Annotated in this window: 21 protein-coding genes; 3 read left to right on the top strand and 18 right to left on the bottom strand. The window is 38.8% G+C overall.

All coding sequences use genetic code 11. From position 1 onward, the window contains the following. Positions 1–2: 2 nt before the first annotated feature. Positions 3–2177, bottom strand: a complete 2175-nt coding sequence (locus CVT13_RS00445; protein ID WP_107811212.1) for an NADP-dependent isocitrate dehydrogenase — start codon at positions 2175–2177, stop codon at positions 3–5. Between the two features lie 83 nt (positions 2178–2260). Then, a complete protein-coding gene (gene mltG / locus CVT13_RS00440) occupies positions 2261–3205 on the bottom strand; it encodes an endolytic transglycosylase MltG (RefSeq protein ID WP_107811211.1) in 945 nt (314 codons plus the stop codon). A 73-nt stretch (positions 3206–3278) separates the two neighbouring features. Here mltG and CVT13_RS00435 point away from each other — a divergent pair, with 73 nt between their 5' ends. Further along, entirely contained in the window at positions 3279–5744 is a 2466-nt protein-coding gene (locus tag CVT13_RS00435) for an AsmA-like C-terminal domain-containing protein (protein WP_107811455.1), read from the top strand. A 224-nt stretch (positions 5745–5968) separates the two neighbouring features. On the opposite strand, the gene hypA is transcribed toward CVT13_RS00435, so the two are convergent. The 16 genes from hypA to flgH form a co-directional block, all read right to left on the bottom strand. After that, on the bottom strand, positions 5969–6310 hold the full coding sequence (gene hypA, locus CVT13_RS00430) for a hydrogenase maturation nickel metallochaperone HypA (RefSeq protein ID WP_107811210.1): 342 nt from the start codon (positions 6308–6310) through the stop codon (positions 5969–5971). Further along, a complete protein-coding gene (gene hypE, locus CVT13_RS00425) occupies positions 6310–7302 on the bottom strand; it encodes a hydrogenase expression/formation protein HypE (protein ID WP_107811209.1) in 993 nt (330 codons plus the stop codon). The genes hypA and hypE overlap by 1 nt, the downstream gene beginning before the upstream one ends. Positions 7303–7310: 8 nt before the next feature. After that, positions 7311–8399, bottom strand: a complete 1089-nt coding sequence (hypD, locus tag CVT13_RS00420; protein ID WP_107811208.1) for a hydrogenase formation protein HypD — start codon at positions 8397–8399, stop codon at positions 7311–7313. Then, entirely contained in the window at positions 8399–8638 is a 240-nt protein-coding gene (locus CVT13_RS00415; RefSeq protein ID WP_054196671.1) for a HypC/HybG/HupF family hydrogenase formation chaperone, read from the bottom strand. Before CVT13_RS00415 ends, hypD begins: the two co-directional genes overlap by 1 nt. Then, positions 8638–9450: a hydrogenase nickel incorporation protein HypB gene (gene hypB / locus CVT13_RS00410; RefSeq protein ID WP_107811207.1), complete on the bottom strand. Its 813-nt coding sequence runs from the start codon at positions 9448–9450 to the stop codon at positions 8638–8640. Before hypB ends, CVT13_RS00415 begins: the two co-directional genes overlap by 1 nt. A 170-nt stretch (positions 9451–9620) precedes the next feature. Continuing rightward, positions 9621–10226, bottom strand: coding sequence for a GDYXXLXY domain-containing protein (locus CVT13_RS00405; RefSeq protein ID WP_107811206.1), 606 nt, complete (start codon positions 10224–10226; stop codon positions 9621–9623). Then, a complete protein-coding gene (locus CVT13_RS00400) occupies positions 10223–11482 on the bottom strand; it encodes a DUF2157 domain-containing protein (RefSeq protein ID WP_107811205.1) in 1260 nt (419 codons plus the stop codon). Before CVT13_RS00400 ends, CVT13_RS00405 begins: the two co-directional genes overlap by 4 nt. A 95-nt stretch (positions 11483–11577) precedes the next feature. Continuing rightward, the gene (locus CVT13_RS10590) at positions 11578–11946 is read right to left on the bottom strand and encodes a Na+/H+ antiporter NhaA (protein ID WP_107811204.1); all 369 of its coding nucleotides are present in this window, start codon (positions 11944–11946) and stop codon (positions 11578–11580) included. 16 nt (positions 11947–11962) lie between these two features. Next, positions 11963–12376 (bottom strand): nickel-responsive transcriptional regulator NikR, encoded by a 414-nt coding sequence (nikR, locus tag CVT13_RS00390; RefSeq protein ID WP_021091291.1) that lies wholly within the window; start codon positions 12374–12376, stop codon positions 11963–11965. 45 nt (positions 12377–12421) lie between these two features. Further along, positions 12422–14647, bottom strand: coding sequence for a carbamoyltransferase HypF (gene hypF, locus CVT13_RS00385; RefSeq protein ID WP_107811203.1), 2226 nt, complete (start codon positions 14645–14647; stop codon positions 12422–12424). Further along, complete coding sequence (locus tag CVT13_RS00380) at positions 14631–16103, bottom strand: hypothetical protein (protein ID WP_107811202.1); 1473 nt, start codon at positions 16101–16103, stop codon at positions 14631–14633. The genes hypF and CVT13_RS00380 overlap by 17 nt, the downstream gene beginning before the upstream one ends. Next, a complete protein-coding gene (locus CVT13_RS00375; RefSeq protein ID WP_107811201.1) occupies positions 16100–16642 on the bottom strand; it encodes a HyaD/HybD family hydrogenase maturation endopeptidase in 543 nt (180 codons plus the stop codon). The genes CVT13_RS00380 and CVT13_RS00375 overlap by 4 nt, the downstream gene beginning before the upstream one ends. Beyond that, positions 16642–17322, bottom strand: coding sequence for a Ni/Fe-hydrogenase, b-type cytochrome subunit (gene cybH / locus CVT13_RS00370; protein ID WP_107811200.1), 681 nt, complete (start codon positions 17320–17322; stop codon positions 16642–16644). Before cybH ends, CVT13_RS00375 begins: the two co-directional genes overlap by 1 nt. Before the next feature lie 9 nt (positions 17323–17331). Then, positions 17332–19050 carry a nickel-dependent hydrogenase large subunit gene (locus CVT13_RS00365; RefSeq protein WP_107811199.1) on the bottom strand — a complete coding sequence of 573 codons (1719 nt, stop codon included), beginning with the start codon at positions 19048–19050 and terminating at the stop codon, positions 17332–17334. A 9-nt stretch (positions 19051–19059) separates the two neighbouring features. Next, entirely contained in the window at positions 19060–20205 is a 1146-nt protein-coding gene (locus tag CVT13_RS00360) for a hydrogenase small subunit (RefSeq protein WP_107811198.1), read from the bottom strand. A 345-nt stretch (positions 20206–20550) separates the two neighbouring features. Further along, a complete protein-coding gene (flgH, locus tag CVT13_RS00355) occupies positions 20551–21258 on the bottom strand; it encodes a flagellar basal body L-ring protein FlgH (protein ID WP_021091364.1) in 708 nt (235 codons plus the stop codon). Between the two features lie 69 nt (positions 21259–21327). Here flgH and pta point away from each other — a divergent pair, with 69 nt between their 5' ends. After that, positions 21328–22695 (top strand): phosphate acetyltransferase, encoded by a 1368-nt coding sequence (gene pta / locus CVT13_RS00350; protein ID WP_107811197.1) that lies wholly within the window; start codon positions 21328–21330, stop codon positions 22693–22695. A 1-nt stretch (position 22696) separates the two neighbouring features. Then, on the top strand, positions 22697–23893 hold the full coding sequence (locus CVT13_RS00345) for an acetate kinase (RefSeq protein ID WP_107811196.1): 1197 nt from the start codon (positions 22697–22699) through the stop codon (positions 23891–23893). The last annotated feature ends 81 nt before the right edge of the window (positions 23894–23974 follow it).

Genomic DNA, 23974 nt, shown 5'->3' with positions numbered 1-23974 from the left:
TCTCATCCTATTATTTGATTTAAAATTTTGCTTGGTCTCATGACCTCATTTGCCCTCACTTCATCTGGCAAATAATATCCGCCAAATTCCACGCTTGCACCATCATTTTGTCTTATCTCTTTTAAAATTTCGCTCTCATTTTTCTCTAGCTCGTCTGCTAAATTTTCAAAAATTTTACTTAAAATCCCGCCACTTTTTGCCATTTCTCTTGCCCAAAAAAGCGCTAGATAAAAGTGCGACTCCCTAGTATCAAGAGTGGCATTTGGCGTTTTGTTTTCGTCCAAATAGCTAGCAACCGCTCTATTTAGCGCATCACTTAGCTCTTTTGCCTCTTTTTTTTGCTTAGCAAATGCCAAATGCTCGAGCGAAGCACTAAGCGCTAAAAACTCGCCTAAGCTATCCCAAAGCAGGTGATTTCTCTCTTTTAGTTCTTTTACAAGCGTCGGAGCTGTCCCGCCAGCACCTGTTTCAAACATCGCTCCACCAGCAAGTAGTGGCACGACCGAGAGCATTTTAGAGCTGCCACCTAGCTCAAAGATCGGGAAAAGATCGGTTAGATAGTCTCTTAAAACGTTGCCAGTAACGCTTATTACGTTTTTGCCAGCTCTTATTGCCCCAAGCGATTTTATCGTTGCTTGCTCGTAGTTTAAAATTTCAAATTTCACGCCAGCCCTAGCAAATTTCTCTCTAAATTTTTCAAATTTAACTATCAAATTTCTATCATGAGCACGGCTACTATCTAGCCAAAATATAAGCTCATCTTTTGAAATTTCTCCTCTTTTTAAAGCAAGCTCAAACCACGCATTTATCGCATCATCCTTTGCCTGAGTCATCCTAAAAATGTCGCCCTTTTTGACGCTAAATTTAAAGACACTCTTGCCAGCCTCATCAAAAACTACAAATTCTCCGTCCTCTTTTGCGATAAAAGTCTTATCATGGCTGCCGTATTCCTCGGCCTTTTTAGCCATTAACCCCACGTTTGCCACACTGCCTATGCTGCTCACATCAAGCGCACCATGCTCTTTAAAGTCCGCCACGCAGGCCTCATAAACCCTAGCGTAGGTCCTATCTGGGATCATACAAAGCGAGAAATTTAGCTCGCCGCTTCTATCTTTTATCTTACCAGAGTTTCTAATGAGTGCTGGTACGGAGGCGTCGATGATGACGTCATTTGGCACGTCAAAGTTGCTGGTATTTTCATTTAATACCCAAATTTTTACCTTTTTGCTCAAAATTTCATCAAATTTAGCCAAAATTTCATCTTTATTTTTAAGAGTTGAAATTTTAGAAAACATATCTTTTAAACCATTTTTTGCCTCAACGCCGTGAGCTTTAAACTCCTCATCAAACAGCTCAAAAACCTCTTTAAAATAGCTTTTTATCGCGTGAGCAAAGATGACTGGGTCGCTAACTTTCATCATCGTGCATTTTAGATGCAAGCTCAAGGTCAAATTCTCTTTTTTTGCCTCATCAAAACACTTTTCATAAAATTTATCTAGCTCATCTGCGCTTAAAAAGGTAGCATCTACGATCTCGCCACTTTGGACAGCAAGCTCTTTTAAAAGCTCTTTTTTGCCATCTAAATTTATGAAATTTATATAAAATTTCTCATCTTTTTCTGCGATAATTGAGCGCTCATTCTCATAAAAGTCGCCCTTTTGCATGTAGCAAATTTTAGTTTTATTTGCCTTGTCCCAGTCGCCATTGCTGTGAGGATGCTTTTTGGCAAATTCTTTAACCGGTGGCAAGACTCTTCTATCTGAGTTTCCTTGTCTAAGAACTGGATTTACTGCGCTTCCTAGCACTTTTTGGTATTTTTTAGCGATCTCTTCGTCGTAGTCTGTGATGATCTCATCTGGATAAAAAGGCACATTTATGCCCTTGCTTCTAAGCTCCTCTATCGCTGCTTTTAGCTGAACAAGCGTAGCTGAGATGTTTGGCAGTTTTATGATATTTGCCTCTTTGTGCGCAGTCAGTTCGCCCAAAAGTTCTAGCTCATCGGACTTATTTAGTCCAAGCTCTTTGCTAAAAAGAGATAAAATTCTCCCAGCCAGACTAATATCGGCCCTAGTTATACTAATGTCAGTGCGTGATAAAAAGCTCTTTACGATAGGAAAGAGAGAGTAGCTTGCAAATAGCGGTGCTTCGTCAGTTTTGGTCCAGATAATGTCACTCATTTTAGCCCTTTTATTTTTTTAAAATTTATCACTTTCTTTATTAAATCTCGTTGTATTTTAGGCATTTGCCGCAAATTCTAGCTCTATTTTCCTATATTTTGGTTGTGCTCGCTTAAGGTTTTTGAAAAAATGTGTTTTTTTGCCTTTTTGTCAAGCACAAAGTATAGATAATCGCTCTTTACAGGGTTTATTGCTGCTTTGATCGCACTTATCGAGACCGAGCAAACCGGACTTGGCGGAATGCCGTCGTTTAGATAGGTATTAAACTCGCTCATATCACTTCTTATGCGCTCAGCCGTGATCACATCGTGCGAATAAATTCCGTAGTTTAATGTGCCGTCCATTTGCAGCCTCATACCTTTATTTAGGCGGTTATAAATGACTGAGGCGACAAGTGGCATCTCAGCGTTGTTTGCCGCTTCTTTTTGGATGATCGAAGCGATCGTTAAAATTTTAAACCATTTTTTCTCATTGTATTCGCCAAAAATTTTATTGCTGATCTCGCTTTGAGCCTTTTTTGATGAATTTACAAGATAAAAAGCAAGGTGCCTTTCGCTGATGCCTATTGGAATTTTATATGTATTTGGCATCAAAAAGCCATCACTCACTGGAGCAAGAGCGTTATATTCGCTATTTAGCTTAACTGGGTCAAGTCCTAGCTGGGCGGCGATCTGGTTTAAAAAAACGATAGTCGTTTCGCCTGGTATTAGCGTTATCTCGGTTAAAGCTGCTTTTGATTTTGCAAGTTTTTTTAAAAAATCAACCCTTGAAATTTTGTCTTGACCGATCTCTATCCAGCCAGATTGCGGAGAGCCGATAAAAAGTATGGCGTATTTGTCTATCACGCTTAAGTTAAAGTTACGATTAGCTAAATAAGATATAATCTCGCCCACACTTCCCTTTGGTATAAAAACGACCTTGCTTGTGTTTATAGGGCGTGCCAAATAGACAAAAATACTTAGGAAAATGATGGCTACGATATCAAAAAAAATGTCTAAATATGGCTTTTTCATAAAATTTTTTATCATCTTGATTCTTTCATTTATCTTACTTTTAAAATACGGCATAAAAATTAACGATTTCGAGTTTTACGGCGTAAAATTGGAGCAATTATATATAAAATTAGATAAAAAAATAATTGCAAGAGCAAAGCAGATAAAGCTCCCAAATTTTAAGAAAGAAAGCAAGCAAAAAAGCAGCGATGAGCGCCTTTTAAATCTTAGTAAAAGCGTAGATTTTATAGATACGATTTTTCAAGAAATTTCACTTGAAAATGTGCAAATAGGCGATGATTTTAAACTAAAAATTCTATTTTTAGATGATATATTTTTTGTTGATAGCCCTTATTTAAATGTGGATATTAAATTCCAAAACGAACAGCAAGATGGAATAGATCTTTTTAGCGTTAGAAATTTAAGCTTTAAGGATTTTAACGTCAGTATTAGCGGCGAAGGAAGTGCAGATTTTGATAAAAATGACTATAAATTTGAGGGAAATTTCACCTCTCATGAGCTGCGCGGTAAGCTAAATTTTGCCCTAAAAGATACATTTTTAACCTACAAAGCTTACGATGTCGAGGCTGGAAGCATTAAAAACTTCATTGATGAGCTTGATAGACGCATAGAGCTAAATAGTGAAGTTAAAAACTGGATATATGGATACATCGTTGCTGATGATTACGAGCTAAAAGAGATTAACGGCAAGGCTAATTTAGCTAAAAATAACTTTTATCTAAATGATCTAAATGCCACCGCAAACACTAAAAATTTGCTCGTTAAATTTGAAAAAGGCTTGCCAGCCGTAAATGTAGGTGAGGCAAATATCACGCTTAAAAACTCAAAACTTAAATTTGATCTTATTTCGCCTATTTACAAGGGTAAAAAGCTTGATGGCTCAAGCGTTGTGATAAATAATATCTTTGATGAAAAAAGCGCAAATTTAGAGCTACTTATAAAGACAAAATCAATTTATGATGAAGCTATAAATGAGATATTAAAAGCTTATAAAATCATCGTGCCAGTAAGGCAGCTTAGCGGAAAAATGGATGCTAGCTTAAAAATTTTGATAAAGCTTGATGAGAAAAGCTTAGAAAATTTTGACGAAAAAAGCGTCATTGCAAATGGAGAATTTAAGCTAAGTGACGCGGTTTTAGAAATAGCTGGGAGTAAATTTAACGCTAAAAACGCCCTTGTAAAGCTCATAAATACGATAAATTTAAGCATCGATGCTACTGGCTTTGGGCTTGAGTTTTTTAAAGCAAATGCCAAGGCTGATATAAATTTACAAAAAAGCACTGGCGAGATAAAAGGCACAATAGAAAGCTTTGATCTAAAAGAAAAAAATGATGAAATTTTAGCCTTTAAAAATGAGCCATTTACTGCTTTTTTAGACTTTAGCAAGGCTGATGAAACTTTGCTCAAGATAGAGCCATTTGGGCTTGATATGAGCTTTGGCAGTGAAAGCAAAATAACAACAAAAAATAGTAAATTTTTCATAGAGAGCTCGCCTGTTTTAAAGCAAAACGGCGTGCATGGTTTTGATGAACTTAGTATAAAAAGTAAGGATTTTACTGATCTTGAAATTTTTGCCAAAGAGGTAAACTTTGATTTGCCGTTTTTAGATAAAAATGGCTCAAAGTACGAAAATGACGATCTTAAAATTTTAGTCTCAAAAACTGGTGTGAAGGTAGATAGCGCAAGTAAAAAGTTAAGCCTAGACATAAAAGAAAAAGCCATAAACGTAAAAACTAAAGATCTAAATTTGCTAGTGCTTGACGATAACAAAACCAGCGAGCAAATCACGCCGCTTGAGCTTTTAGCAAAAAATGGCGATATCATTTTAAGGGATCTAAACAAGACCTTGCCATTTACTAGCTTTAGTGCCGAAAAAAAGGGCAAAAGCACCTCGCTAAATGGGCTAGCAAAACAAGGAAGAGTTGGCTATTTTAACGATGAAAAGAGTATAAATTTAGACGCAACCGACATAAGCGGAGAATTTATCAACGACCTTTTTGGCATCAAGAGTTTTGAGGGTGGTAAATTTCGCCTGAAACTACTTGGAGAAAACTCTAAGAATTTCAAGGCAGAGGTGAGATTTTTTGATACTTTTTTAAAAGATTATATCTTTTATCAAAGACTACTTAGCTTTTTAAACTCCGTTCCATCGCTTCTTAGCTTTAAAACGCCTGACTTTAATGACAAGGGCTTTACTGTTAAAAATGGTAAAATTTTACTCACTAGAAATGGCGATATGATCGAGTTTTTGGCGATTGAAATGATAGGCACAAGCGCTGATATCGGCGGACGTGGTACGATCGATCTAAAGAGTAAAAAGATAAATATCGACCTTGAGCTAAAGCTACTAAAAGATGCTAGCAGTATCATTGATAAAATTCCACTGGTAAATCAAATAATCCTTGGCAAGGACCGCTCGCTCTCAACTGTCATCGCCATACGAGGCACTACCGATAAGCCTGAGTACTCGACGCAGATCCTGCAAGACGCCCTGCTCTCGCCACTAAAGATAATAAGAAACGTGATTCAGGCTCCGTTTTTGATATTTGAGTAGTTTAAATCTGTAACGCACGAAAATTATAGAAAAATTATTGGCTGCTTCTAAAGCCAAGAGTGGCACTCATTTTTGATTATTTATATTATCCTCGGCTTGCAAAGCGCGTAAAAAGGATATCGAAAGCTAAAGATCAAGGTTTTGGTAGTTATTTTTTTGATACTAGTGCTATTAAAATATTTTGACAAAAAGCATAAAATTTTACATATAAAAATATGTAAAATTTACTTCATCTCAAGGCGCATAAGATACATCTCTTCTCCGTCAGTCACCTTTAAATTTTGGCTTTTGCACTTTGGACAAGTAAAGTCATTTTCGCTAAGCTCCCCACCAAATCCGCAATCCAAGCACTCAATAACCACAGCTTGTAAATTTATCACAAGTTCGGCGTTTTCGCAGATCGTACCAGCCTTATAAACATCGAAGGCACTCTCTAAATAGTGTGGCTCAACACCGCTTAGACGGCCGACCTTTATCTCGATTTTACTTATCTCTTTGGCATTTTCTTTAGCTGCGTTTTTCTCGCAAAGGCTGACTAAATTTTGAACGATACTGAGCTCGTGCATTAGCAGATCCTTGGTAGTAGCTCGCCCTTTGGCGGCTCGAGAAATCTTCTTGATTTATAGGCGTTTTCGATAATGACACGCTCGTTTTTAGCTTCCATTGCCTCGCCTATTATCATCGCATTTTTATCAAATTCTCTTAAAATTTCTAGTGCAGTCTCGGCCTGGCTCTCATCAACAGCCATCACAAAAGTGCCCTCATTTGCAAGCTCATAAGGCTCAAATCCAAATAGCTCACAAACGCCCATAACTTCGTCGGCTACTTTTATATTTTCTTCAAAGACCAAGATATCAAATTTACTAAATTTAGCCCATTCATTTAGCACTGCACTTAGTCCGCCCCTAGTCGCGTCACGCATGCACTGCGGTTTTATGCCAGCGCTAAGTAGCTTTAAGACAACCTCTTTTAGGCTCTTGCAGTCACTTTTTAGATCAAGCCCAAGCTCAAATTCCTCTCTTGCTGCAAGCACCACACCACCGTGCCTGCCAACATCTCCAGAGATTAAAATTTTAGCCCCTGCTTTTAAATTTTTAAGCTCCACGCCTTCGCAAACTATCTCGCCGATACCAGCCGTGTTTATGAAAATTTTATCGCATTTGCCTTTTGGCACGACCTTTGTATCACCACAAACTATGCTCACGCCACTTTCTTTACAAGTTTTTGCAAGCGATCCAAGCACGTGCTCAAGTTCTTCTATACCAAGCCCCTCTTCGATGATGAGCGAGCAGCTTAGGTATTTTGCGCTTGCTCCAACCATTGCAAGGTCATTTATCGTGCCACAAGCTGCGATCTTGCCGATGTCACCGCCATTAAAAAAAATGGGAGTCACGACAAAGCTATCAGAGCTAAAAGCGATCTTGCCACCTAAATTTAATATTGCCGAGTCGTTGCTCTGCCTTAAAATTTCATTATCAAAAATTTTAAATATTGTCTCATTTATAAGCGAGTTCATCTCCTCGCCGCCTCCGCCGTGGCTTAGCATTATCTTTTTCATTAAATTCCTTAACCAACTCTTGCATATTTAAAATACGCCGCACAAGCACCCTCGCTTGAGACCATGCACGATCCTATCGGATTTTGCGGATTGCAAACTTTACCAAAGACTTTACACTCTGTTGGTTTTGCTAGCCCTCTTAAAATTTGCCCACAAATGCAAGCCTTGCTCTCGCCAGCGCTCTCTACACTGCAGTCAAACTGCACCCTAGCGTCAAGGTAGGCAAACTCGTCTTTTAGCTTCATGCCGCTTTGCGCTATCTCGCCAAGGCCTCTCCAGACAAAGTCGCACGGCTCAAAGTACTTAGCTATGAGCTCTTTTGCCTTGACATTACCCTCTTCTTTGACAGCCCTTGCGTACTCGTTGTAGACTTCATGTGTGCCTGCATTTTGCTGACGGACTAAATTTAAGACACTTGCCATGATGTCAAGCGGCTCAAAACCGCTAATGGCGATTGGTCTTTTAAACTCATCTGCTAGCTCTTTATAAATTTTACTTCCAGTGATGACACTTACATGGCTTGGGCCTAAAAATGCGTCTATCCTCACGTTTTCATCGCTCATTATAGCTCTAACTGGAGCCGGGACAGTTACGTGATTTATGTGAAAGTATAAATTTTTAATGCCCTCTTGCACCACTTTTTCAACCAAATTTGCGCTCATCGGTGTCGTCGTCTCAAAGCCGATTGCAAAAAATATGACCTTTTTGTCTGGATTTTGTTGTGCTATATTTAGCGCATCAAGTGGAGTGTAAAGCGCTCTTATATCATGTCCCTCGCCACGAAGCTTTTGCAAGCTTGTCTTTGAGCCAGGCACTCTTAGCATATCAGCTAGCGTGCAAAAGATCACATTATCCATGCTAGCTAGCTTACAGGCCTCATCTATGCGGCTCTTTGGCATCACGCAGACCGGACAGCCTGGGCCATGGATGAAATTTATATGCTCTCCAACCAAACTTGGCAGTGCAAATTTCATAATGCTATGCGTGTGTCCGCCGCAAATTTCCATTATATTTAGGGGCTTTGTACTCTCTTTTTGGATGAGTTTTGAAAGGGCTAGGATTAAATTTTTATCGCGAAAGTCATTGATAAGATCCATCAAATTTTCCCCGCGTTCATATCATCAGCGATCTTTTGATAGACCTCTAAACTCTCAAGCGCAAACTGCGTATCGATCTTTTGCATAGCGTATCCAACGTGGATTAGCACGTATTCGCCAACTTTTACCTCTTCAGAGATGAGATCAAGGCTTACCTTTCTAGTAACGCCCAGAGTCTCAACGGTGGCAACGTTGTTTTCATCTATTTCTATTACTTTTGAAGGGATCGAGAGGCACATTATCTTAGCTCTTTTTTAAATTCCAAATAACTTATCCACTTATCAATGCCCTCACCAGTTTTGCTATCTATCACAAAGATATCAACCTTTGGATTTAGCTTTCTAGCGTCGTTTTTCACTCGCTCGATATTAAAGTCAAAGTGTGGTGCAAGCGAAGCTTTTGTGATGAGAAGCACGTCAGCAGCCCTAAACATCACTGGATATTTGCTCACTTTATCATCGCCCTCAGGCACTGAAAGAAGCACAGCGTTAAAATGTGAGCCAACGTCATAGCTAGCAGGGCAGACTAAATTTCCAACATTTTCTATAAAAACCAGATCAAGCTCATTTAGTGGCAAGTGATGAAGGCCTTCATGCACCATAAAAGCATCTAAGTGACAGGTCTGACCTGTGCTTATCTGATGAGCCTTTGCGCCAGCCTTTACTATACGGTCGGCGTCTTGATTTGTCTCCAAATCGCCCTCAACAACGCCTATTTTAAACTTACCAGCCTTTATCGTAGCCTCTAGAAGCGTTGTCTTGCCTGCCCCTGGGCTACTCATTAAATTTACGCAAAGTATCTTTTTTTCATCAAGATGAGCTCTGTTGTGAGCAGCTTCTTTATCATTTTCGCAGAGGATTTTCTCTATCACGTCTATGGTTTTACTCTCATTTAGCACTGGATGTGCGTGAGTGTCATGATTGTGCTCATGTGCGTCATGAGCGTGATCTGTATGTCCATCATGAGTGTGTGGGTGCGAGTGAGTGGTGCCATCAGCGTGAGTGTGAACGTGGGCGTGATTACCCATTGAACAACCGCAATCTTTACACATTTTTTCATCCTTTTTTATTAATTTATGGAGATTTTAACTCTTAAATTTAAAAATAAAATTAAAATTTAGGAGTTTTTGCAAATAGATCAAAATTAATTAATTTATTTAAATTTTTATTTAAATTTAAAAATATAAATAAAATTTGCATAAGAATTTTGACTAAATTTACTTTACTCTTTTTGCCTAATCTCATCCAACTTATCAAAATTTTCATCACCAAGTAGTTTTTTGCTATTTTTTTGGGCATTCTTTTGGATTATTAGATCCTTTAATCTAGCCTTGCCATTATCCATCACCATCAAAACAGCATAGGCATCAACGTCTTCTTCTCTCATTTCATCTTCGGTACTAGCTGCACTATCAGGTGACATATAAAAGTGCTCTATGCCGTATTTTACAAGCGAGTAGCCATCATATCTACCAGCTAAAAACACTCCATTATCTGGCTTGCTTATACTAAATTTAGCAAAGCTGTAGGTGCCATTAACATCTGGTTTTAAAACAGCATAAACTCTAGCTCCATCTCTTACTCTCTCATCGTATTGGTCGATATAGCGGTCATCTTTATCATTTTCGTCAAAATTTCTTGAGTGAAAATTTGAAAAATCATAGTTTAAATCAACATAGTTTCCGCGAAAAAGATCTCTTGGATCATAAAGATTGACCCTTACTCTTACCTCTTGCCCAAAATAAAGCGGCATAAGCGCGTAGCCAAGCATAATGCCAATAAGCAAAATTTGAAAAACTACAGCTACTATTAAGAATTTTATCTTCATTTTTTACGTCCTTTTCTAGCGACAACTAGCACTATGAAAGCAAACACCATAAATAGCGCCGTAGCACCAATATAATCACCTATGAGTTGGAAATACCTCACGGCTGCAACCAAAAATATCATACAAAGACCGAGTTTTAACTCACCCTTTTTGATAAGAACCGCAGCTGTTATGATATTTGCGAGCGAGAAAAATATATTTGCGTAGCCAGGCCCGTAGCTAAAGACAAATGGCAACGACACGAGCAGTGCCCCAAGTAGCAAGCCACTCTTGTTTTTTTCTTTAAAAAATAGTACAAAATAAGCAACACTAAATAGGATAAAGACAAAGCCAAAGTTGCTTTTAAAAAACGACTTCACAAACCAAAGCTCTTCATCTCCAACCTCAAATAAATTTCTTTCTTCAAATAAAAATAGACAAAATAACAACACAAAAACGCCAAAATTTTTACCAAATTCTTTCGTAAATACGCCAAGCCCTACTCTAAACTTATCTAGTAGAGGCGAAATGCTGATAAGTAAAAGTGCATAAGATAGCGATACGATCGCAACCATCGGAAGTCCAAACAAAAATCCATAATCAAATATCGCTCTAAGACCACTAATGTAGCCGCAAAATGAAATGATGTATATAAAAATATCTATAAAAAGCACAAAAGCAAGCCATTTTGAGTCGTCTTTGTAAAGCGTATATGCGCCAAGTGCTATAAAAATGATAAAGCCAAAACCAAAGTCGCCTTGATAAGTTATCATAAAAAACCAAACTGTCGCAAAGATAAGACTTTGGGCTACCAACACACCTTTTTTACTAGCAAAAGAAACCGCAAACGCCCCGATACTCCAAAGCAAAATACCACCACTTGGCTCATCGCTAATGTTATAAATTTGAGCAATAAGAGCAATCGCCGCACCAAAGCAGAAATTTCCAAGAAAAAACATCGCCGTTGATAGATTTTCCTTTCCCTTTGCAAGATAGTAAATTCCACCAAAATTTACAAGCCCAAGTACAAACAACACAAGTGCTAAACGTCCTAGTCTTGGTATCTCTTCCCAGTTTGCACCAACGAGCGTAAAAAAGGCTAGCGCAAAAAAGAGATATGCTACGAGCTTTAGGACAAAACTTATCTTGTCACTATGGGCATCAGGGTCGATGTCGTATAAATTTGCTATTTTTATAGCGGTCTCTTTATCGACTATGCCGTCACTTTGCCACCGATCCAGCTCTTTTGCTAGAAAAATTCTATTTAAAAAGTTCATTATTCACACTCTCTTTTATAAGATATCCAAAACACCAAATTTCTAGCTAGTGTTTTAAATGCCGTATTTATATCCATTGACACTGTCTTAGTCTTTCAACAAAAAATATAATTGTGATTTAAAATATAAAAAAATACAGAAGCTAAAATGCTGCCGATGATAAAAATTTTTAGCAAGGTAGCTTGGGTCAGACTCCTAAGCTTTGCTTTAAAAATTTCTCGCTTAAGTCTAAACCCAAGTAAAAAGAAAAAAACGGCCATCAAACTATCATTTACCAAAAGGATAAGGGGCTTTTGTATCGGCGATTTGCCAAAATTTAGCCTTGTATCGATTTGTAAAAATGAGTTATAAAAACTGCTTAAAAAAATATTTTCAAAGATAAATGCCACTAAAGCAGCAACGATAAGAAAAATACCGCTGCTAGCTTCACCTATAAAAAAACCCCTAAAATTCCTAAAACACATAAAGACCCTTAAAAAACTAAAACCTAGGAATAGCTGCCCTTGTAAGTTTAGAAAATTTAACACCTTTTAAACCAGCGATCCTTTCAGCAAAGCGTTCAATTTTGCCCGCCTCGCCTCTTATTGAAATCGTTTCTAAGCAGTTATGGTGATCGACATGAACATGGTTTGTGCAGATGATTTTCACATCAGAGCTATGCTCTATATCCATCTTTTTATTCACCAAATCGTTGTGATGATGCATATAAATGAGCGTCAAAACCCCGATCAACTCCTCACTAGCGTCCTTCCAGCTATCACTTACGATCTTTTCGCGTATTAAATCCCTCGTAAATTCGCTCCTAGAAGCGTAGCCTTGTTCGCTAACCTTTTTATCTAGTTCGTCAAGTAACTGACTAGGTAAAGAAACACTAAAACGTATAACACTATCCATTTTCTGCTCCTTTCTTGTTTGATTACCGTTTATAATCATTATACATCACTTATTAGAAAATGTGGATAAATAATAATAAATTTGCCCTAAATTTACGTTAGAATCGTTGCTACAGAATTTTTTATTGATATAAAATTTCAAATTTACTTTAGTAAATTTTTTGTAAATAAGTTCGAGTAAAGTCTTATTTTGAAAAACTCCGCCGCTTAGTAAAATTTCCATTTTTTCTTTTTTTGAAATTTCAAAAATAATATCAGCCATGCCATTTATAAATGCCGTTGCAGCCACTCTTGGCTCATCTTTTAGAGCACTTTTAAAGGCCTCTTTAAAGCCGATAACTCCGTCATTTAGGCTAAATTTGTAACACACGTCTAAATTTTTATTATAAAGCGCCTCAAGCCTCATGCCACTCTCGCCCTCAAAACTCGAGTGAGATATGCCACATATTATCGCACCAAATGCGTCAAATATCCTACCAACAGAGCTAGTTTTTACTAAATTTAACCCCTTTTGCTCCATCATCTTGAAATTTCGAAGCACTTTTTCATCAAAATTTACTAAAAATTTACGCCCCTCGTCCTCAAGCTCATACTTCAAAATAATAGAATAAGCGATAAGATAGATATTTTTTATGCTATTTTCGCCGCCAAATAAGCTAAATTCATCAAAGTGAAAAACCCTTTTGTAGCTATTTTTATCCAGCCTAAAAACCTCGCCACCCCAAATTTTGCCATCCTCCCCGTATCCTGTGCCATCAAAACAAAAGCCAAGATACTCTTTGTCTGGCAAATCATTTTCAAAGATCACGCTTAGCAAATGCGCGTAGTGGTGCTGAAGATGAACTAGCTCAAAGCCCTGATCCTTCGCCCATTTTGTATTTAAAAAATTTGGATGCAGATCGGCTATGACCTTGTCTATTTTTAGATCATAAGTCGTTTCAAAAAGGGTGAAAATGTCCTTAAACCTATCAAAAGTCGCCACGTTTTTTAGGTCGCCAATATATGGGCTAATCATCAAAAGTCCGTCTTTATAGATACAAAATGAGCTTTTTAACTCCGCTCCAAGGGCCAAAAACGTCCCTTTTTGCTTGAAATTTGTATGGATGAAATTTGGATTTAAACCGCGGCTTGTTCTTGTAAAAATCACTTCATCGCCAACGCAAAATGCGATACTATCGTCACTTGGCGAGTAAATTTCTCGGTCGTGATCAAGGTAAAAGTCTATGACGCCGCCTAATTTTTCTCTTAGCTCGCTCTCATCCTTTATCACAACCTCGCCTGAGATGTTTGCGCTAGTTGCGATGATGTCGTGCTCTAAATAATCAAATAGCAAAAGATGTATGCCGCTAAATGCGAGCATAACACCAAGCTTGTTTAAATTTGGAGCGACACTTTTTGCGATATTTGAGCCGTTTTTTGCTTCAAGCAAGACGATCGGCTTTAAATTTGAAGTAAGAAGCTTCGCCTCTGCTTCTGAAATTTGCGCTATTTTTCTAGCGTTTTGTAAATTTTTACTCATCAGAGCAAAAGGCTTGCTTGGGCGGTGCTTTCTAGCTCTTAGCTCGCAAACTGCAGCTTCATTTGTCGCGTCGCAAACTAGATGAAAGCCACCAAGCCCTTTAATGGCTAAAATTTTACCCTCGTTTATGAGCTTAGCCGCCTCTTTGGCCGCTTCGTTTTTACTAGCCAAAACTTTGCCAAATTTATCTTTTAGATATAGCTTTGGTCCGCAGTTTGGGCAAGAGATCGGCTCTGCGTGGTAGCGGCGATTAAGCGGATCTTTGTATTCGCTTTCGCAAAACTCGCACATCTTAAACTCGTTCATCGTCGTATTTACCCTGTCATAGGGCAATGCTTTGATGATGGAAAATCTCGGTCCGCAGTTGGTGCAGTTTATAAATGGGTATTTGTAGCGTGGATTTGTAGGGTCATAAAAATCGCGCAAGCAGTCATCGCAAAGTGCGTAATCAGGCAAAATGGGTGCTTGTTTGGTGGCTGACTTTGAAGCGATGATCTCAAGTTTTTCGTAAATTTGATCTATCTTAAATTTATGCAGTTCATCGATCCTAGCAAGGGCTGGTAGCTTCTCATAAAGCTCTTTTTCAAAAGCCAAAAAGCTAGCCTCTTCGCCGCTAAAATTTAGCTTCACGCCCTCATCATCGTTGTAAATTTCGCCAACTAGCTTAAATTTGTCCGCTAAAGTATAGACAAAAGGTCTAAAACCAACGCCTTGAACTAAGCCTTTGATCTCATATCTAAAGCTTGATCTCAACGCCAAATCCGGGGTCAAAATTTGTTTTTATATTTGGGTTTAGGTGCTTTTTTATCAAGTTGCTAACTACCTTATTATAAAATAAATCCCCGCTTAAAGTAACATTTTTAATGTTAAATTTATCTCGTTTCTCATAGCTAAAATCGCTCAAAAAATGCGCCAAAGACTCGGTGCAACCAAAGCTGATATTCTTCTCTCCAGCGCCAGCAAGGATAAATGAAATAATACTTTTTACAAACTTAACCCCGTCTAAACCAAAGTCATCTTTCATTTTATAATCTATCCTAACGCCCTTTTGACCACTAAAATCGCTTGCCATTAGAAGCAAATTCTCCCCTGCTTTTTTAAAGTCGCTGCTTAAGCCAAGCAAGCGTCCAGCTATGCAAAATAGCGAGAAAAAGCTAGCATTTGAGCTAAATTTACCTCTTGGCAGGGCGCGCTCTTTACTGAAGTTTTCAAGTAGCCTTTCGCCGCCATAATCGGCTCTTATGAGCTCATAAATTTCTTCAAAGCTGCTAAATTTTGGTAAAAATAGAAGCTGTGTTTTGCTTGATTTTGAAAGCAGGCAAATTTCATCATCGCTAAATTTGCTAAATTTAAGCCCCAAAGCCACTTCGCCCAAATAGCTAAGCTCAAATTTCTCATCTTTTGTGTAAAAAAATGGGCTTAAAAGCGCGCTGTTTTCAAGTAAAATTAGCCTTGAAAGGGCGCTCTTTTGCTCCTTTACAGAAACACTTAAAAAGCTAAAGCCATCTTTGTTTAGCTGCTCGCAAAGGGCGTAAAGAAAAAGATCATTTGGCGCCATCACGTCAAAAAAAAGCGGTGCATCCTCGTGGTTTTGCCTGTAAATGGCTGTCGTTTTTAGTGCTAAAAGTGGCTTTTCAAAGCTAGCAAGCGCGATCTGCGCCCTATCATCGGCGATAAAAATTTTTGGCAGCTGTTTTAAATTTACAGGCATCAAGAAATTTGCATCAAATTTTATCCCAAGAGAAATTTCATATAAATTTTCATCTTGCTCTATGCAAACGCCCTTGCCGTTTTTTAACAAATTTAGGCAAGCTTTTAGCTTTTCATTAAAATTACCAAGCGTTATCTCACCCTCAAATTTACTCTCACATAGCACGCCACTTTCATTTAAAATAGCCTTTTCGCTAGCCAAAAATGTGCTCGCTTGAGTCGGAGTTAGGCCGCCAAATTTTATCTCATTTATCTTGCTATCTTCATCAAGCTCACTTGCAGCCAAAACCTCACTGTGCTTTATAAAAAGACTAAATGGCAAGAGCGCACTTGCTTTATTTGCCACGCTCTCAAGCTCGCTGGCGTTACCACTTACCTTTAGACAAATTTCATATTCTTTGCACTTTATACTATGAGCTAGATCGCCAGCAAGCAAGCGTAAAAATGGCGCTAGAAACGAAGCGTCTTTGTGGCAAGTAAATTTAAAAGCAAGTATCATTTTAAACCTTTTTTAGCGTATTCATCAACGATATCATTTAGGGTAAAATTTGCCACCTTTTCACACTTAAAATCAAGCTCTTTTAAGTGTTCAAGCAGCGTTTTTTCTAAAATATTAGAAGCGTTTATAACATCATCTGAGAGACTAAAATTTGATGATTCTATGCGGCTAGGCACGATGCCTAAAATTTTGGTTGTCGGTCTGTCGCCTGCAAGCTCCATTAGATGAAGGGTCTGGAGCATCTCGATCTCGTGAGCCGAGCCATCCCAGCTGATAAAATTTGGTATGTTTAGAAAGTCGAAGAAATAAACATCACCCACGCTTGTGCCGTTCGCGCTAATGCAGTCAACAACGACAAGATAGTCAAATTCGCTTATGATGTGAGTTAGGGCGAGGGCTAAAGTGCCCCCGTCCATTAGAGTAAGCTCGTTTTTAGAACTTGTAAATTTGTAGTTTTTAGCCATCAAATTTACAAAATGAACACCTATGCCCTCATCGGCAAACATCACGTTGCCAATACCAAGAACCAGCACTCTCATCAGTGTTCTTTTACAAATTTATAACCACTAACGATAGCGTCCATCGCTCCATTTTTGCCTTTAACAGCGTTAAATACTGCCATATAAACATGAATCGGCACAAAAATCATAATGACCCACATACAAATTCTATGTATCGTTCTGACATTTGCTAATCCACCAATAAGCTCTTCAAAAAATCTTGCTGGCTCATAAAGTGCTCCGCCAAGTCCCTCATGATAAACATGAACATAAAGCACAAGACCGCTTAGGCAAATAAGAGTCAAAACAAGATAAAAGAAAAAGTATGAGGCAAACTGCAAAGGGTTATAAACGCCCCTTAAATGCGGATGTGGCCCCATAAAGATGTAGTACTTGATCTGCGCTATCCAAACTTTTGGACTTAAAAAGTCAAGCACGCTCATCCACTCTTTTTTGCTGTGTTTATCAAAGACAAATAGATAAAATTTAAAGATAAATACCGCTATTAGCACAAAGCCAGCGACCTGGTGCGCCAAACGCCACTTTGCTTGCATAAAATTTGTAGGCTCGCTCGTGATCTCTGGACTCACAAAAACGTATGAGATATAGTAGCCACTCACAACCAAAAGTGTGATCGCTGCAAATCTAATCCAGTGTGTCAGCCTAACGCCAATGGAGAATTCGTATTCGCTGATCCTGTCAGCATTTTTATGTGACATATTCTCTCCTTACAAATTTGGATTTATCTTATAAGTACTCAAATCATTTCCCTTCGTATCCATAACATGCACGGCACACGCGATGCAAGGATCATAAGAGTGAATTTTTCGTATTATCTCGAGTGGTTTTGAAAGATCAGCGATCTTTAAACCAACTAAGCACGCTTCGTAGCTTCCCATTTGATTTTGTGCGTCTTTTGGAGAGGCATTCCAAGTACTTGGTACGACTGCTTGCCAGTTTGTGATAACACCATCTTTTATGCGGCACCAGTGGCTAAGCGCACCTCTTGGAGCATTGCCTTGGAAATTTCCTTTGTACTCTTTTTTGTTATCGATTACATATTTTGTGCAAGTCTCTTGATCTGATTTTAAATTTTCGATCAAAGCATTAAATGCATCCATTGTATGCTCTGCGACCACTTTTGCCTCAAGCATACGAGTAGCGGTTCTGCCTAGAGTTGAGAAAACCGCACTTAATGGCAAGCCACTCTTTGCTAAAAACTCATCAACCACCTTTTTAACTCTCTCGTTGCCTCTAGCGTAGTTTATAACGATACTTGCTATTGGACCCACTTGCATAGGCATGCCATCATATCTTGGTGCTTTAATCCAGCTATATTTGCCTTTTGTATCAAAAAGCTTACTGTGAGCTAGTTTGCCCTCGGCATCTATGCTCTCACCGTCAATAAGACCTGTGTAGTTTGCCTCGGTCTCGCCGTCATATGGATGAAGCGCTTTGTCGTTTTTATACCAAGACCTAGTAGCCTCTTCAGTAATTTTATTTTCATCGATATCATAAACCTTGTTAAGATCGCCATTTAAGATATAGCCACCTTTAAATAGATGATCATTTTTACCAATCAAAAACTCATCGTAGCAGAGTAAATTTGCCACACCAACATCGTTTAGAACGCTTGGCTCATTACCATAAGCTTTAGCTGCCATCAAGATATCTGGATAGTAAGCTCTATCTACAAATTCTTTAATCTCAGCAAATTTGCTCATATATTCGCCCATTCTAGCTGGATCCATAAGGTCCATCACACAGGTCACACCGCCAACTGTTAAGCTTTGTGGATGTGGGTTCTTCGCACCAAAGATAGCCATCATCTGAGCTGCTGTTCTTTGAATCCTTAAGCACTCTAAGTAGTGAGAGAGGACGATTAAATTTTGCTCTGGCGTAAATTTATATTTGCTATGTCCCCAATATGCGTTGGCAAATGGTCCAAGATTGCCCTTTTTAACAAAGGCTTCAACTCTCTCTTTTACCTCTTTTAGCTTGTCAGCTCCAGTGGCAAATGGCAAATCAGTGTATTTAAACGCCTCTTCGCTAGCTTTATGCACATCTGCGCTTAGTGCAGAGACGACGTCTGCCCAGTCCATGCCGTGAAGTTGATAAAAATGTACGATGTGATCGTGAAGATATAAAGCTGCGTTCATAAGCGTTCTAGTTAGCTCTGCATTTAGTGGAGGCTTGATGCCAAGGGCATTTTCAACCGCGATGATGCCTGCTCGGTAGTGTGAGTATGTACAAACGCCACAAATTCTTTGCATGAAAAAGCCAGCATCTCTTGGGTCTCTGCCTTTTACGATCTGCTCTAAGCCACGCCAAAGAGTTGAGCCAGAGTAAGCCTCTTTTACGACATTATTTTCATCTACAACAACTTCTATTCTTAAGTGTCCCTCGATACGTGTTATAGGGTCTATTACTATTCTTTTTTCACTCATTTTTTCGCCTTATTCTTTATCTTTACTCATAGAAGCTATAACAGCGTGAGCTGCTATACCAATGCCTGTAAGAGCTAAAATTCCGATGCCAACTTTATCGCTGACATTATCAGCTCCAAGACCCAAAACAGTATCAAAGAGTCTATCTGCCATAGGCTCTTCAAATGGTCCCATCGTATCCCAGAAGTCTGGCTCTGAGCAGCCTATACAGCCGTGACCTGCTTGAACTGGCCATGATGTGTGCTGGTTAAATCTCTCACGTGAGCAGTTATTAAATGTATATGGACCTTTGCAACCTACTTTGTATAAGCAGTATCCATTTTTTGCACCTTCATCGCCGAAGCTTTGGACAAACTCGCCAGCGTCAAAGTGACCACGTCTTTCGCAAAGATCGTGAATTCTTAAGCCATAAGCCCATTTTGGCCTATTATAAACATCAAGCGCTGGAAGTGTGCCAAAAAGTAAGAAGTGAAGCACGTTGCCAACGATATTTTTCTCACTTGGTGGACAGCCCGCAACATTAATAACTGGCTTATCAGTGACCTTTGAAAGTCCCACTGAATTTGATGGATTTGGCCTTGCAGCTTGAATGCCACCAAAGCTAGAACAGGTGCCGATCGCAAAGATAGCAGCTGCGTCTTTTGAAGCATTTACAGCATGAGTTTTACCTGTTGTGCCATGAGGTCCAACTGTTAAGAAATTTTCAGTCGCACCAGTTGGGATACCTCCCTCAACTAGTAGGATGTATCTGCCTTTGTATTTTTCGATCGCACTCTCTAAATTTTCTTCAGCCTGCCAACCAGAGGCTGCCATGATAGTTTCGTGGTATTCAAGGCTTATGTAGTCAAATATAAGACTATCTATGCTTGGAGCGTCAGTTCTTAGTAAGCTCTCGCTACAGCCTGTGCATTCTGCCATATGAAGCCATATCACAGGAAGCCTATCGCTAAGCTCAGCAGCACGAGCAACCATCGGTGTCATCGTACTTGGTAGAGCCATAAAAGCTGTCATCGCACCAGCCCACTTCATAAAATCACGCCTCGTAAAGCCCTTCTCTTTTAAAAGCTGCGCAATACTCGAGTCGCTTTTCATCTTAGGTAACGCACTAAGCTCACTTAAGCGTCTATCTATCTTTTGACGCAAGTCATTATTCATATAAGCTCCTTTGCTTGAAAATTTTACTTTTGTTAATAATATCTTTGTTTAAAGAAGTAAAAAATTATTTTATAAAATTAATATTTATAATTAAATAAACTTTAACTAAAAAATTTAAAATCCCTTTTTTGCGATATATTTTCAAAATATAAAAAATAATATTTTGAGAAATTTTATTTTGTTTTGATGAATTTTCAATATTTTAAGCATATTATTCTGAAAGTAAATATCAACTATAATTTTTAATGATTTTTAAAAATTTAGCATATTTAAGGCGAGAGAAATTTTTGAGATATAAATTTTTAAAAGCCCAAATTGATTAAATTTTAGGCTTTTAAATTTGCATTAAAATGGCCAGATGGCCTCCATAAGTCTTGTACCCCAAGGTTTTTTGGTAGATTTGTCTAGCTCGCCCTCGGTTTTGTATAAAATTTTGGCGTCAGCTATGTATTTTGAGTCGATTTCGTTGTTTTGTGAGATGTCGTAAGGTCTGATAACGCCGCTTACTTGCATGATCTGCTTTTCGCCGTTTATAAGTAGCTCCCGGCTACCTTCTATGAAATAGTTGCCATTATTTAGTATTTTTATGATCCTGGCTGAAATGGTTGCGGTAAATTTCTCGCTTCTGTTGCTAGTGCCACTTCCTGTAAATTTGTTTCCGCCACCTGCTTTAAAGCCGATATCGCCGTATTTGTTTAGATTATCAGCCACAGTTGAAAGCGGTGCAGCCCCAGCTGTGAAAACACCGCCACCAAGCGAAATGGTGCTATCTTTATTTGTGCTTTTGCTACCAGTTGAAGTTTGACTTGCATTTTCTGAGATAACGATAGTCACGATATCATTTACATTCATCGCTTTTCTATCTGAAAAAAGAGGATTCTCGCCCTTACCAAAGAGGCTGCCAGCGTTGCTTTGTCCGGTGCCACTATCTTTTGAAGGGAGTTGCTCGACATAAACTGGGGGTTTCATATTGATATGAGGATCAGCACTTGGTGTGCAGCCAGTGCAAATAATGCCCGCAGATAAGACGAGCCAAATCGTTTTATGGTTCATAAAAAATGCCTTAAAATAAGTATCTTTGTGCTAAAATTAAGCAATTTAAGTTCCTAAAAAAGGTCACAAATGAAAAGTTGTTACGTTTTTACAGACAAAAATTTAGCACATCTGCAAGAAATTATAGCTACAAAATTTAAAAAAGTTGAGATTTTTAAGATAATCCCAGATGAAAACGATAAAAATAACTTAATAAATTCAAATGAAAAAGAATTTTTTCTAAAATTTATAGATAAATTTGAAGAGTTAAAAGCCAAAAGCGACTTTGTCATAGTTCTTGGCTGTGAGAGTTTTAGTGTCTTTGGCAAAAGCGAGCTAAATTTAAAGCTAGCTAGAAATTTAAACACGCCAGTCTTTGATGAAAATGCAAGCGAGCTAAAAGCACTAAATCCAAACTCAAAGCTTCTAATTACCGATAAGATCGACGAAATTTTAAACTATCAAGCAGATATCATCACACCATTTAAATTTCAAAGCTTGCTTCTAAAAAGAGCTAAAGCTGCAAACAAGACCGTTGTTTTACCAGAGAGTGACGATGAGAGAATTTTAAAAGCAGCTCACATCGTGCTAGAAAAAGACGCGGCAAATATCATCTTGCTAGGACTTGAAGATGAAATTTCAAAAAAAGCGGCCGCTTTGGGGCTAAATTTAAGCAAAGCCAAAGTGATCAATCCAAAACAAAATGAGCTAACAGATGAATTTGCAAAGAAAATTTATGAGCTTAGAAAACATAAAGGCGTGGATGAAGCCAAGGCAAATGCGCTTGCAAAAGATAAAATTTACTTTGCTACGATGCTAATTCACGAGGGCTTAGCCGATGCCTTGGTAAGCGGCGCTACGATGAGCACAGCTGATACGATCCGCCCAGCCTTGCAGATAATAAAAACAAAGCCAAATGTAAGCGTGGTAAGTGGGGCATTTTTTATGGCGCTTGAAGAAGAAATTTTGCTTTTTGCCGACTGCGCCGTCACGCCAAATCCAAGCGCAGATGAGCTAGCTAGCATAACGCTAAGCAGCGCTCAAACGGCAAGCGCCTTTGGTCTTAACCCAAAGATCGCCATGCTAAGCTACTCTACGGCTGATAGTGGTAGCGGGCCTGATGTAGAATTTATAAAAGAGGCTGCCAAAAAGGCGAGCGAACTTGATGCAAATTTAAAGATCGCAGCACCTATTCAGTTTGACGCAGCCGTTGATCTAAGCGTGGCTAGCAAAAAGATGCCAAACTCAGAGGTTGCTGGGCATGCAAATGTCTTTATCTTTCCAAATTTAAACTGCGGAAACATCTGCTATAAAGCAGTTCAGCGAAGCGCAAACGCTCTAGCCGTGGGTCCGATACTTCAAGGATTAAAAAAGCCAGTTAACGACCTAAGTCGCGGCTGCCTCGTTGAAGACGTGGTAAATACTATCTTAATCAGTGCTATACAAGCAGGAGAATAATATGAAAATTTTGGTTTTAAACTCAGGTAGTAGTTCGATAAAATTTCAACTTTTTGATATGCAGACAAAAACGAGCCTAGCAAGCGGTCTGGTCGAACAAATCGGCAGCAATAGCTCAAGAGCGGTACTAAAAGCAAATGGCGAAATTTATGAGATAAAACGCTTTATAAAAGACCACCACGACGGACTTGAGGCGATGAACGAGCTCTTTGTCACCTCACACACTCTGCACGATCTAAGTGAGCTTGATGGCATCGGACACAGGATAGTGCACGGCGGAGAGAGCTTTTTTAGCTCAATGATCGTTGATGAGAGCGTTATTAAAAAGATAGAGGAGATAAGCCCACTTGCCCCTCTTCATAACCCAGGGCACCTTGCTGGCATTAAAAACGCAATGAAAGAGAGCAAAAATGTGCCTCACGTGGTCGTTTTTGACACGGTATTTCATCAAAGCATGCCAGAGTACGCCTACCGCTACGCCCTACCCTACGACGTTTGCAAGACTCATCATATCAGAAAATACGGCTTTCACGGCACATCACATAGATATGTTTGCAAGCAAGCAGCCAAAATGCTTGGCATAGAATTTGATAAATTTAACGCTATCTCGCTTCATCTAGGTAACGGCGCCTCAGCCTGTGCAGTACAAAATGGCAAAAGTATCGATACCTCGATGGGGCTTAGCCCACTTGAAGGGCTCATAATGGGTACAAGAAGCGGCGATATGGACCCAGCTGTGGTCATTTACTTGCTAAATATCGGCGTTTTAAAGTGGAACGAGATCGATAACTTTTTAAACAAAAAAAGCGGACTTTTTGGAATTTGTGGCTCAAGCGACATGAGAGAGGTTGTAGCTAAAATGCAAAACGATGAGCGAGCAAAGCTTGCATTTGAGATGTTTTGTTACCGAGTAAAAAAATATATTGGCTCATATTACGCCATTTTAGGACGCGTTGATGCGCTTATATTTACCGGTGGCATTGGCGAAAATGCACCAAACACAAGGCAAAAAATTTGTGATGAATTAAAACATCTTGGCATTCACATAAATCACGATCTAAATTTCCAAGACATGCGAGACGAGAGATGCATAGACGGGGATGACGCTAAGATAAAAACGCTCATCATACCAACAAACGAAGAGCTAGAAATCGCAATAGAAACGGCTAGAGTAATAAAAGAGAACAAAGCCAAATAAATAGAAATTTAAAATAAAATAGCTAATTTGTATTTTGCCAAACTCAACATATAAATTTTAAGTCTAGCTCGTTTTAAAATA

It is taken from the genome of Campylobacter concisus, assembly GCF_003049085.1.
GTDB lineage: Bacteria > Campylobacterota > Campylobacteria > Campylobacterales > Campylobacteraceae > Campylobacter_A > Campylobacter_A concisus_H.
The sequence above is the reverse complement of the archived record's forward strand: the minus strand, read 5'-3'. Positions and strand labels throughout refer to the sequence as shown.